The following is a 13,111-nucleotide window of genomic DNA, read 5'->3' on the forward strand; positions in this document are numbered from 1 at the left end:
CTTCCACCATCAAACCGCGGCTGTCATTTTGGCAGCTGTGGAACATGAGTTTCGGCTTCTTCGGCATCCAGTTCGGCTTCGCGCTGCAGAACACCAACACCAGCCGCATTTTCTCCACGCTGGGCGCCACCCCGGACGAATTGCCCCTGTTCTGGCTGGCCGCACCGGTCACCGGCCTGCTGGTGCAACCGATCATCGGCTACCTGAGCGACAACACCTGGCACGCCAGATGGGGCCGCCGCCGCCCGTTCTTCTTCATCGGCGCGCTGCTGGCCAGCATCGCCCTGTTCCTGATGCCCAATTCCACCGCGTTGTGGATGGCCATCCTGGTCCTGTGGCTGATGGACGCATCGATCAACATTTCGATGGAACCGTTCCGCGCCTTCGTCGGCGACAAGCTCGATGAATCGCAGCAGACCGCCGGCTTCGCGATGCAGACCTTCTTCATCGGCCTGGGCGGCGTGATCGCCTCCCTGCTGCCGACCATCTTCACCGACGTCCTCCACGTCAGCAACGAAGTGGTCAACGGCGCCATTCCGGACTCCGTGCGCTACTCCTTCTACGCCGGCGGCGCCGCCTACTTCCTGGCCGTGCTGTGGACCGTGCTGACCGCCGACGAACTGCCACCGGAAGACGTGGAGAAATTCCGCATGGAGCGCGCCCAGCGCCGCGGCTTCGCCCACTCGCTGAAGGAAGTATTCGGCGGCGTGATGCACATGCCGAAAACCATGGCCCAGCTGGCGCTGGTGCAGTTCTTCACCTGGTTCGCGCTGATGGGCATGTGGGTCTTCACCACGCCGGCAGTGGCCGACAACGTGTTCGGCACCACCGACGGCAAATCCGCCCTGTTCCAGGAAGCAGGCAACTGGGTCGGCTGGCTGTTCGCCACCTACGGCGGCGTCTCCGCCATGGCCGCATTCCTGCTGCCCAAACTGGCGCACGTCACCAGCCGCCGCTTTGTGCACATGCTCTGCCTGGTGATCGGCGGCGTGAGCCTGGCCAGCGTCGCCTTCATCCACGACCGGCACATGCTGCTGCTGCCGATGATCGGCGTCGGCATTGCCTGGGCCAGCATCCTGACCATGCCATACGCGATCCTGGCAGGCGCGCTGCCGGCCAAGCGCATGGGCTACTTCATGGGCGTCTTCAACTACTTCGTCGTGCTGCCGCAGATCGTCGCCAACCTGGTGCTCGGCCCGGTCATCAAGCACCTGTTCGACGGCCACTCCGCCAGCGTGCTGGTACTGGGCGGCATCTCCATGGCCATCGGCGGCGTGCTCACGCTCATCGTGAGCGACTCGGCCAAGAAAGAAGCCTGACCATCCAGCGGCGCGCACCGCCCGCGCCGTTCGCGGCAAACTAGGAAAAAATGGGGACGTACCCCATTTTTTTCGGAGGAGCGAACATGGCAATTCAGACCGTAGCAACGTCCCCCATCCCCGGCCAGCGCCCGGGGACTTCCGGGCTGCGCAAGAAGGTCAGCGCCTTCCAGCAGCCGCATTATCTTGAGAACTTCGTGCAGGGCGTGTTCGACACGCTGGGCGCCGCCGCCGGCCAAACACTGGTGCTGGGCGGCGATGGCCGCTACCACAACCGTGCCGCAATCCAGGTCATCCTGAAGATGGCGGCAGCGCATGGCTTCGCGCGCGTGCTGCTGGGGCAGGGCGGCATCCTGTCCACGCCCGCCGCCAGCTGCGTGATCCGCAAGCACGGCGCGCTGGGCGGCATCATCCTCTCCGCCAGTCATAACCCCGGCGGCCCGGAGGGCGACTTCGGCATCAAGTACAACGGCGCCAACGGCGGCCCCGCCCCGGAAGCGCTGACCGAAGCAATCTATCAGCGCACGCTGGCGCTGGCCGAATACCGCATCAGCGACGCGCCCGACATCGACATCGACAGCCGCGGCACGCGCACCGTCGACGCCATGCCGGTGGAGGTGATCGACCCCGTGGCCGACTACGCGCAACTGATGGAGCAGCTGTTCGATTTCGCCGCCATCCGCCGCCTGTTCGCGGGCGGTTTTACCATGTGCTTCGACGCCATGCACGCCGTGAGCGGCCCCTACGCCCGCGCCATCCTGGAAGGCATGCTGGGCGCGCCCGCCGGCAGCGTGATCAACGGCCAGCCGCTGGAAGACTTCGGCGGCCTGCACCCCGACCCCAACCCGGTCAACGCCGAACAGTTGATCGCCCTGATGGCCGCCCCCGGCGCGCCCGGCTTTGGCGCCGCTTCGGACGGCGACGCCGACCGCAATATGATCGTCGGCCGCAGCTTCGAGGTCGCGCCGTCCGACAGCCTGGCCGTGCTGGCCGCCAATGCCGGGGTAGCGCCCGGCTACGCCGGCGGCCTGGCCGGCATTGCCCGCTCCATGCCCACCTCGCGCGCCGCCGACCGCGTGGCCGATGCGCTGGGCATACCCTGCTACGAAACCCCCACCGGCTGGAAATACTTCGGCACCCTGCTCGACGCCGGCAAGGCGACGCTGTGCGGCGAAGAGAGCTACGGCACCGGCTCAAACCATATCCGCGAGAAAGACGGCCTGTGGGCCGTGCTGTTCTGGCTCAACCTGCTGGCCGTGCGCGGCGGCTCGGTGCGGGACATCGTCAGCGCCCACTGGCAGCGCTTCGGCCGCCACTACTACTCGCGCCACGACTACGAAGCCATCGATCCCGACGCGGCGCGCCGGCTGATGCAAGACCTGCGCATCAAGCTGGCCAACCTGCCGGGCCAGAACATGAACCACTACCAGGTGCAGTCGGCCGACGATTTCGAGTACACCGACCCGGTGGACGGCTCGCACGCCAGCCAGCAAGGCATCCGCATCATGATGACGGACGGCTCGCGCATCGTGTATCGCCTGTCCGGCACCGGCACCGAAGGCGCCACCCTGCGCGTCTACCTCGAACGCTACGAGGCCGACCCGGCGCAGCACCATATACCAACGCAGCAAGCCCTGGCGGGGCTGATCGCCATTGCCGACAGCGTGGCCAGCATTGCCATGCACACCGGCCGCAGTAACCCCACCGTCATCACCTAAACCGCATAAGGAACCAGCCGCATGAAACTGTCATCCCTCGCATTGTCCTTGCTGCTTGCCACCGGCGCGCACAGCGCACTCGCCGCGCCGCCCAAGCCTTTCCTCTGGGAGAGTGCGACCGTCTACTTCCTGCTGACCGACCGCTTCGCCAACGGCGACAAGGCCAACGACCTGGCCTACGGCCGCAAGGCCGACGGCGCACCGCTGCGCGGCTATATGGGGGGCGACTTCAAGGGCCTGACCGCCAAGATCAAGTCAGGCTACTTTGACGAGCTGGGAGTGGACGTGATCTGGACCACGCCGCCGGTCGAGCAGATCCACGCGGGAACGGATGAAGGCACCGGAAAATCCTACGGCTTCCACGGCTACTGGGTGCGCGACTTCACGGCGCTGGACGCTAACCTCGGCACCGAAAAGGACTTCCGCGACTTTGTCGAAGCAGCGCACGCGCGCGGCATCCGCGTGCTGCTCGACGTGGTCATGAACCACACCGGCCCCGTCACCGATGCAGATCCGGTGTGGCCCGCTGGCTGGGTGCGCACCGAACCGCAATGCCAGTACAAGGACGCGCCCAGCACGATCGGATGTACCCTGGTGAAAAACCTGCCCGACTTCCGCACCGAGAGCAATGAGCCGGTCGCACTGCCGGAAGCCTTGGCCGCCAAATGGAAGGCCGAAGGCCGCTACGAGCGCGAAGTGAAAGAGCTGGACGACTTCTTCGCCCGCACCGGCTACCCGCGCGCACCGCGCTACTACCTCATGAAATGGCACGCCGACTGGGTGCGCAAGTTCGGCATCGACGGCTTCCGCGCCGACACGGTCAAGCATGTGGAGTCCGGCGTCTGGGCCGAGCTGCGCAAGGTGGCCCTGGCCGCGCACGAAGACTGGAAGCGCGCCAACCCGAAGAAGGTGCTGGGCGACGGGCGCTTCTTCATGACTGCGGAGGTGTACAACTACAACATCGCGCACGGGCTGTCATTCGACATGGGCGGCGGTGCCAAGACCAACTTTTACGCCGACAGCTTCGACAACCTGATCAACTTCGGGCTGGTGCATGACGCCAAGGGCGATTACGAGTCCGTGTTCGGCAAATACGCCGCGCACCTGGCCGGCCCGCTGAAGGGCTACTCGGTGCTGAACTATATTTCATCGCACGACGACGGTAACCCGTTCGACCCGGCCCGCAAGAAGCCGTTCGAATCGGCCAATAAGCTGCTGCTGGCGCCCGGCCTTGCGCAGATCTACTACGGCGACGAAACCGCGCGCCGGCTGGATATCGCGGAAGCGACGGGCGACGCCAAGCTGCGTTCTTATATGAACTGGGAGGATTTGACATCGAATGCGCAGCGCGAAGGCTACAAGGTGGCGGCCGTACGCGCGCACTGGGCCAAGCTGGGCAAGTTCCGCCGCGCGCACGCGTCGATCGGGGCAGGGGAGCATAGGAAGCTGGCTGACTCGCCTTATACCTTCAGCCGGGTGCGGGGGGATGACAAGGTTGTGGTGGCGCTGGATGCAGGGACCGGGAAGGCCCTGGATATTCCGGTAGCGGGCGTGTTCGCCGATGGCGTCCGCGTGAAGGATGCCTATTCCGGTGCCACGTACAAGGTGAAGAATGGCGTTGTGCGCACCAGTGGCAAGCACGATACCATTTTGCTCTCGCAATAAAACCGGTAAAACCGGAAACCCGGAAAACCAGGGTCTGCCCCTGGTTTTCCTAGCCCCTCAACTACTCAACAAACACCACAGCCGTGCGCGCCGGAATCGTAAACCTCCCGCTGGTCGCATCGAAGCGCGCCTCCGCAGCCCGTTTATCCCCTGCGTCACGCGCCGCCTGCACCGGATGCAAGCGGTAAGCCCTGCCAATCTCCGACGGCGCCACGATAGTCTGCTCCACCTTATCCACATTGATAAAGTAAGCCACAGTCCGGAAACCCGCCCCCGCATAACCAGCACCATCCAGACGCGCCGCCACAACGGTCGCCACCTGCTGCGGGCCCGTATTCAGGAAATGCAAACGCTGCCTGACATCCTCCGCCGAACGCATACGGAACAGGGTACTGCCAGCACGAATGCGCAGCAGATCGCGGAACGCATCGCGCGCGAAAGCGATATCGGTCGGCGTCGGCTTCAGCCCCTGGTTCGCCAGCAGCGGCTGGATCAGCGCATAATCCTTGCCGTTGTCCGCAGCCGGCGGCAGGCCCACGCCGAAATAGTTATCCTGGTAAGTCCAGTCCAGGCGGTTGAACCAATCGCCCGACTCAAAGCTGTTCCGGTCCAGCGACTTAGAACGCAAAATCTCCTGCCCCGCATGATAGTAAGCCACACCCTGCGAAAACGCATTGATCGCCGCCGCCAGCACCTGCACGCGCGCCCGGTCGGCACTGGTGGTGGCCAACGGAAGCTTGAAGGCATTGATATCGTACAGCGTCTGGTTATCATGGTTCTCCACATAATTGACCACCTCGCCCGGCTCGCTCGCATAACCCGCAGGCTGGTTGCCACCGTAAACGATGGACTGCAACTCCTGCGTCGCACCGGTATATGTCTGCATGCGGTAAGTGCGCAGCGAACCCGCCAGTCCCACCCGCACCATATCCGCCGCCCTCATCAAATCCGCCACCGGACGCAGGCCCGCACCGGCATTCGCGTCATACACCAAGCCATTCACGAAGCCCTGCTGCGCAATCATCTGCAAGCCCGAATCGCCCGCACCGCCGCCGCGCACCGCATCGCGCCCGCGATCGCTGAAGGTACCGATGCCGCTACCGTTCAACGACAGCTGCGAAGCCTGCACAAAGCGCGCGCCATCCGCCACCTCGCCAAAGTTCCAGCCCTCGCCGATCAAATGCACATGACGGCCCGCAGCCTTATTGACGCGCGCCTGCAGCGCCTCCATCGCCGCCCGCGGCTGGTGGCCCATCAAATCGAAGCGGAAGGAATCGATGTGGTAATGCTTGGTCCAAAGCTCCGCCGAATCGATCATCAGCTTCGCCATCATGCGGTTCTCGGTCGCCGTGTTGAAGCAGCAGGTCGACTGCTCAATGTCGCCCTTCAGGTTCAGGCGATGATAGTAGCCCGGCACGATGCGGTCCAGCACCGAGCGTTCGTGCTGACCGCCGCGATAAGTATGGTTATAGACCACATCCGTACCCACCCGCAGGCCGGCCTGATGCAGGGCCATGACCATCTCGCGCAGCTCGATGATGCGGCGCCCCCCATCCGACGCATCGGTGCTGTAGCTGCCCTCCGGCGCATTGAAGTGCCACGGATCATAGCCCCAGTTATAGCAATCCTTCTGCGCATTCTCCCCGACGACGCGCTGCTGCTGGTCGCTGTCCGGCGCCCCATGCACGACAGGTGCCACGCAACCCTTTTCCGGCACGCTGCCCAGGTCATACACCGGCAGCAGGTGCACATCGGTCATGCCCGCTTTCGCCAGCATAGCCAGGTGCTTCATCCCATTCGAACCGGCCTCCCTGAAAGCGGTGTACTTGCCGCGATTCGCCGCGCTCACTGACAGGTCGTTGATCGAAAAATCGCGCACATGCAGCTCATAGATCGACATATCCGGCTGCGCCTTCACCGTGGCCGGCGGCGCATCCTTGCCCCAGCCGGCAGGCGCCAGACGCGGGTCCGCCAGGTCGGCGATATAGCTGCGCGCCGAATCCGCAGTCAGGCTGACGGCATAGGGATCGGTCACCGCATTGCGCACCAGGCCAGTGCGCGGCGCCACCACATCCACGATGTATTTGTAATAGGCGCCGGACAGGTTGCCGCGCAGGTTCGCCGACCAAATCCCGGTCTTCGCATCCGCCCGCATCGAGGTAATCGATTTCGGCTTGCTGCTGCCTGTATCGAACAAGCACACCGACACGCGCTGCGCAGTCGGCGCCCACAGCTTGAAGCTGGTGCCGGCCTTGCCGACGGTCGCGCCCAGGTCGTGCGCATCCTCGGCTGCAGCGTAGAGGGCGTCCAGCGCGCCTGGTAATTGCAGCCCGGTCGCATCGCGCACCGTACCGTCCGGATTCTCCTGCACCAGCACCAGTTGCCTGGACAGCAGCGAAGGCAGGCGCGCCCGGTCCGACTGCGCCACGGCCAGCACCACGCCATCGCCCGCGTACTTGAAGCGCGCCGGCAACGCCGACTCCGACACGGACAGCGCCAACGCGCCATCCGCACCGCTAACGGACGCCCCTTGCGCTGCACTGATCCCCGCAGCTGCCGCGTAATATAGTTTGAAGATCCCCCCAGCCTGCACGCCCGGCCAAGTGGCCCGCCCGCCATCCAGCCACAACGCACGCGCATCAAAGCCCTGGGTCCGCGCCAGCACGGTTTCGTGCGGGCCATCGCAAGCAGCCAGGGTAGGCGGCGTGGTAGCGGTAGGCGCGGCGGTGAGGGCGGTGGTTGGGGCGGCTGCCTGAGCTGCCGAGGCCAGGGCGGTGGCGAGTGCCGCCGCAAGGATACGCTGCTGCATATTGTCTCCGTAGTAGTGATGCTACAGAAATATTACATCAATATGTGTAGTCCTACTACGTCAATTCGAGGTCAAAATTCGGGGTCAGGTCTGACAATCGGACACCGGCAGCTTACCTTTGATATTTCTCAAAGCTTTCGCATCATAAAAAACGCCCTGTTCCTGGATGAGCCGGGAACAGGGCGTTTTGATAAAGATCAAAAGTGTGCGGTCGGTGTCCGATTGTCAGACCTGACCCCGAATTTTGACCCCGGAATCTAGTCTTTTCGGTAGAAGTCCATCATCTTGTAGCGCGTGGCGTACATCGCGAAGATGGTGCCGGCTACGGCGGCGAAGGCGGCGCAGAAGTACATCTGGAAGGCCATCACCGATAGGCCGGTGGTGGAGATGTAGGCGGAGACGGCTTCGTTCTTTACGCTGGCGTTCAGGATCAGCACCCACAGGTTGCCAATCGTGGTGCCGAGGTACCACAGCGCCATGATCGCGCCTTTCATCGAAGCCGGGGCTTGCGAGTAGGCGAATTCGATGCCGGTGGCGGATACCAGCACTTCGCCGGCCGTCAGCAGCACGTAGGGCAGCACTTGCCAGGTCATCGAGACCGGGGTGCCGCCGTCCATCACCATCTGGATCGTGCCGATGACAATCCAGGACATCGAGGACAGCATGATGCCGGCGCCAATGCGGCGCAGCGGGGTCGGTTCAACGCCGATCTTGCGCAGCATGGGGAAGATGAGGATGTTGTTCAGCGGGATCAGCAGCATCACGAACAGCGGGTTCAGCGCCTGCATCTGCGCCGGTTCGAATTTGAAGCTCCAGCCCAGCAGCTCGTAGGTCGGGCGCACCATGTCGTTGGCTTGCACAATCCAGGTCGAGGCCTTCTGGTCGAACAGCGACCAGAATGGGGTGATCAGCGCGAAGACGATGAAGATGCGCAGCACGGCGCGGGTGCCGTCCACTGCTTCGTCCGGGTGCGTGCCGCGTGCGCGTTCGAGCTGCATGGCGGTGCCGATGCCGCCGAAGGCGAGCAGCAGGACAATGGCGCTGCAGGCTGCGATGACGAAGCCCCACTTGAACGACATGGCGAGCGACAGCACGGCCAGTACGGCGCCGAAGCCTGCCACGGCCAGGCCTGGGCGGGATTGGCCAGGCGCGCGCGCCAGCAGGGCGGTGCGGGCAACGCGGGTGAAGGAGTCGGCATTCGGCGCTTGCGGCGGTACGTGCACGTACTTGCGGCGCCCCATCCAGAACACCAGGGTGGCGATGAACATCAGGGCGCCGGGGATGCCGAAGGCGATCGATGCGCCGTAGTCGCGCAGGAAAATCGGCATCAGCAGGGAGGCGAAGAAGGAGCCGAAGTTGATCGACCAGTAGAAGGCGTCGAATACCAGCTTGGCTTTGTTCTTGTTGCTCTGGTCGAACTGGTCGCCGACGAAGGACACCACCAGGGGCTTGATGCCGCCGGAGCCGAAGGCAATCAGGAACAGGCCGAAATAAAAGCCTTCCAGATGGTGCTCGAACAGGGCGAGGCAGGCGTGCCCGGCGCAGTAGATCAGCGAGAACCAGAATACGGTGTTGTATTTGCCGAAGAAGCGGTCGGCCAGCCAGCCGCCCAGCAGCGGGAAGAAGTAGACGCCGATGACGAAGGTGTGGAAGACGTGCTTGGCTTCGCTGGTGCGGTGTTCGGATGGGATGAACAGCAGCAGGGTGCTGACCAGGAACGGCACCAGGATGTTGCGCATGCCGTAAAAGCTGAAGCGTTCACAGACTTCGTTGGTGATGATGTACGGGATTTGCGGGGGTAGCGGCCCGTTCCCCTGTTCGATTTCTCGCGTCGACATGGAGTCTCCAATTTGATGAATGGGCGCGATGCTATGCGAACGGGCTGGGCTTGGCAACTACTGGTTTCACTTACATGTAGTTTGACTACGTGGAAAATTATAAGTCATTGATTTTAAACAAATCATAGTATTTGAACTTCCCCGTATCATCATGTATATTATCTACATAACAGATTTTTGGAGGGGATCCGGCTTATGAGCACGCCTTGGTGGAAAGAAGCAATCATTTATCAGGTTTATCCGCGCAGTTACCTGGATACGAATGGTGACGGTATCGGTGACCTGAACGGCATTACCGATCGCCTCGACTATATCGCCAAACTCGGCGTGGACATCATCTGGATCTCGCCGTTCTTCAAGTCGCCGATGCGCGATTTCGGCTACGACGTGGCCGATTACTGCGATGTCGATCCGATGTTCGGCACGCTGGCGGATTTCGACAAAATGATCGCCAAGGCGCACGGCCTGGGCCTGAAAATCATGATCGACCAGGTCATGTCGCATACGTCGGAGGACCATGCCTGGTTCAAGGAGAGCCGTTCTTCGCGCGACAACCCGAAGTCCGATTGGTATATCTGGGCCGATCCGCTGCCGGATGGCTGCCCGCCCAACAACTGGCTGTCGGTTTTCGGCGGTTCGTCGTGGCAGTGGGATTCGCGCCGCAAGCAGTATTACATGCATAACTTCCTGGTCAGCCAGCCGGACCTGAATTTCCATAACCCGGAAGTGCAGCAGGCGCACCTGGATGCGCTGCGCTTCTGGCTGGAGCGCGGCGTCGATGGCGTGCGTATGGATGCGTGCAATTTCCACTTCCACGACCGCCAGCTGCGCAGCAATCCGCCGGCGCTGGTGCGCGATACGTCCACCGTGAGCGATGCCAATCCTTACGGCATGCAGGCGCACGTGTATGACAAGAGCCAGCCGGAGAACGTGGCCTTCCTGGAGAAGCTGCGCGTGCTGCTGGATGAATACGGCGCGGTGGCGATCGGCGAGGTGGGGGCGGATGATTCGCTGGCGGTCATGGCGCAGTACACGGAGGGCGGCAACAAGCTGCATATGGCCTACAGCTTCAACCTCCTGACGGCCGATAGCAGCGCTGGCCATATCCGCAAGCAGGTGGAGGATTTCAAGGCGCGCGTGAAAGACGGCCAGCCTTCCTGGTCGGTCGGCAACCACGATGCGGTGCGCGTGGTGACGCGCTGGAAAGGTATGGGCAACCAGGCGGCTTTCGCCAAGCTGGTGCTGGCCATGCAGTTGTCGTTGAAGGGCACGCCGTGCCTGTACCAGGGCGATGAGCTGGCGTTCAGCGAGGCGGACGTGCCCTATGAATTGATCCAGGACCCGTATGGCAAGACCTTCTGGCCTGAGTTCAAGGGTCGCGATGGCTGCCGTACGCCGATCGCCTGGACCAGTGGCGCGCATGGCGGCTTCACCAGCGGCACGCCGTGGCTGCCGGTGGCGGAGGAGCATAAGGCGATTGCGGCGTCGGTGCAGGAGGATGATCCCGCCTCCCCGCTGAATTTCGCGCGCAAGATGATCGCCTGGCGCAAGACCATGCCGCAGCTGACGCGCGGCGATATTGCGTTCTTCGATGCGCCGGAGCCGGTGCTGGCGCTGCGCCGCGACCTGGAAGGTGAGCGTAGTGTGATTGCGCTGTTTAACCTGGGCGCGGCGCCGGTCAACTTTGCGCTGCCGGCGGCGCAGGGCGCGCAAAAGCTAGCGCAGCCTGGCTTGCCGGGCGAGGTGGTGGATGGGCAGGTGCAGCTGCCCGGCTATGGCGCCTGGTTCGGCTATGCGGCATAAATAAGAAGGCCCCGTCTGTGCACGGGGCCTTGTTTTTCGGGTATCCTCCCGCCTTTAAGGCGTTATCTAAAACTTAAAAAGACAATGAAACAGATAGAGGCAGACCCAAAAGCCAACCGTTCCGCTTTTGCGGACGGCCCGCGCCTGCTGGCGGACATCGGCGCGACCCATGCGCGCCTGGCCTTGCAAACGGCGCCCGGTGAATTCAAGGCGGTGCGCGTGCTGCAGTGCGACGACTTCGCCGGCATTGTCCCGCTGCTGCGCAGCTATCTGGCCGACCACGGCGACATCACCCTGAATCACGGCGCGCTGGCGCTGGCCAACCCGGTGCACGGCGATTTCATTCGCATGACCAACCGCGATTGGCAGTTCTCCACCGACGAGGTACGGCGCGAACTGGGCCTGCATACGCTGCTGGTGGTGAACGACTTTACAGCACTGGCGATGGCCATCCCCGGCTTCAAGGCGGATGACCTGATGCAGGTGGGCGGCGGTTCTCCGGCGCAGAATTCGGTGATCGGCGTGCTGGGGCCGGGTACTGGCCTGGGCTGCTCGGGCGTGATCCCGACCACGGACGGTTTTGTGACCCTGGGTTCGGAGGGCGGCCACACCAACTTTGCGCCGGCCGACGAGCGCGAATACGCGATCCTGCAGTACGCCTGGCAAACCTGGCCGCACGTGTCGAACGAGCGCCTGATCTCGGGCCCTGGCATGGAGATCATCTACCGCGCGCTGGCGCGGCGCAATGGCCTGAGCGTGCGCGACCTCACTTCGCAGCAGATCATCGCCGGCGCACTGAAGGACAAGAATGCGCTGTGCATCGAGGTGCTGGAGTGCTTCTGCGCCATGCTGGGCGGCGCGGCGGCCAACCTGGCGGTGACGCTGGGCGCCTTTGGCGGCATCTTCATCGGCGGCGGCATCGTGCCGCGCATGGGGGAGTGGTTCCAGGAGTCGCCGTTCCGCGCGCGCTTCGAGGCCAAGGGCCGCTTCTCGTCCTATCTGGCGGAAATCCCGACTTATGTGATCACCACGCCGAATCCCGCGTTCTACGGCGTGGCCACCATCCTGTCCGAGCACCTGCGCGGCCGCACCGGCGCCAATACGCTGATGGAGCGCGTGCAGTCGCTCAAACACGAATTGACCCCGGCCGAGCAGCGCGTGGCGCAGCTGGTGATCGAACAACCGCGCCTGGTGCTGAACGAGCCGATCGCCGATATCGCGCGCCTGGCGGAGGTGTCGCAGCCGACCGTCATCCGCTTCTGCCGTTCGCTCGGCTTCCAGGGCCTGGCCGACTTCAAGCTGAAGTTCGCGTCCAGCCTGACCGGCGCCATTCCGGTGCGCCACAGCCAGGTGCGCGTTTCGGACAGCACGCACGACCTGAGCGCGAAGGTGATCGACAATACCGTTTCGGCGATTTTGAAATTCCGCGACCAGATGGATGTGCATTCGCTGGACCGCGCGATCGAGCTGCTGTCGAAGGCGAAGAAGGTCGAGTTCTACGCCATGGGCAATTCGCGCGTGGTGGCGTTGGACGGCCAGCACAAGTTCTTCCGCTTCCGCATCCCGACCGCCGCATACGGCGACTCGCACCTGTTCACCCTGGCCGCCGAGCTGTTGAAGCCGGGCGATGTGGTGATTGCGATTTCCAATTCCGGCAAGCTGCCGGAGCTGCTGGAAGCGGTGGAAGCGGCACGCCGCGCCGGCGCCGACGTTATCGCCATCACCAGCAGCCAGTCGCCGCTGGCCAAGAAGGCCTCGGTCTGCCTGGCGGTGGACCATTCGGAGGACAGCAGCGCCTTCCTGTCGATGATTTCACGCATCCTGCAGCTGCTGCTGATCGACATCCTGTCGGTCGGCATCTCGCTGGACGAGCAGAACGCCGAGCTGGTGCTGGAGCACAAAGCCAACGGCGTGGTGCAGGAAAGCCGCCGCCTGCAGATCTCCCACCTGGACAACTGA

7 protein-coding genes are annotated in these 13,111 nt (G+C 63.5%); 5 read left to right on the top strand and 2 right to left on the bottom strand.

Translation table 11 applies throughout. From position 1 onward, the window contains the following. The first annotated feature begins 44 nt into the window (after positions 1 to 44). The 3 genes from GTP41_RS06140 to GTP41_RS06150 all read left to right on the top strand — a co-directional run bounded on the left by GTP41_RS06140 (position 45) and on the right by GTP41_RS06150 (position 4,702). Entirely contained in the window at positions 45 to 1,319 is a 1,275-nt protein-coding gene (locus tag GTP41_RS06140) for an MFS transporter (RefSeq protein ID WP_229502764.1), read from the top strand. A gap of 86 nt (positions 1,320 to 1,405) precedes the next feature. Continuing rightward, positions 1,406 to 3,037 carry an alpha-D-glucose phosphate-specific phosphoglucomutase gene (locus tag GTP41_RS06145; protein WP_161024697.1) on the top strand — a complete coding sequence of 544 codons (1,632 nt, stop codon included), beginning with the start codon at positions 1,406 to 1,408 and terminating at the stop codon, positions 3,035 to 3,037. A 21-nt stretch (positions 3,038 to 3,058) separates the two neighbouring features. Then, a complete protein-coding gene (locus GTP41_RS06150) occupies positions 3,059 to 4,702 on the top strand; it encodes an alpha-amylase family glycosyl hydrolase (protein WP_161024698.1) in 1,644 nt (547 codons plus the stop codon). 61 nt (positions 4,703 to 4,763) lie between these two features. Here GTP41_RS06150 and GTP41_RS06155 read toward each other — a convergent pair whose 3' ends face one another. Then, positions 4,764 to 7,511, bottom strand: coding sequence for an alpha-1,6-glucosidase domain-containing protein (locus GTP41_RS06155; protein ID WP_161024699.1), 2,748 nt, complete (start codon positions 7,509 to 7,511; stop codon positions 4,764 to 4,766). Between the two features lie 257 nt (positions 7,512 to 7,768). Next, the gene (locus tag GTP41_RS06160; protein WP_161024700.1) at positions 7,769 to 9,349 is read right to left on the bottom strand and encodes a POT-type proton-dependent oligopeptide transporter; all 1,581 of its coding nucleotides are present in this window, start codon (positions 9,347 to 9,349) and stop codon (positions 7,769 to 7,771) included. Positions 9,350 to 9,544: 195 nt separating this feature from the next. Between GTP41_RS06160 and GTP41_RS06165 the strand changes: the two genes are divergently transcribed. Continuing rightward, entirely contained in the window at positions 9,545 to 11,152 is a 1,608-nt protein-coding gene (locus GTP41_RS06165) for an alpha-amylase family glycosyl hydrolase (protein ID WP_161024701.1), read from the top strand. Positions 11,153 to 11,236: 84 nt separating this feature from the next. After that, complete coding sequence (locus GTP41_RS06170; protein WP_161024702.1) at positions 11,237 to 13,111, top strand: glucokinase; 1,875 nt, start codon at positions 11,237 to 11,239, stop codon at positions 13,109 to 13,111.

The organism is Pseudoduganella guangdongensis (genome assembly GCF_009857475.1).
Classification (GTDB): domain Bacteria; phylum Pseudomonadota; class Gammaproteobacteria; order Burkholderiales; family Burkholderiaceae_D; genus Rugamonas; species Rugamonas guangdongensis.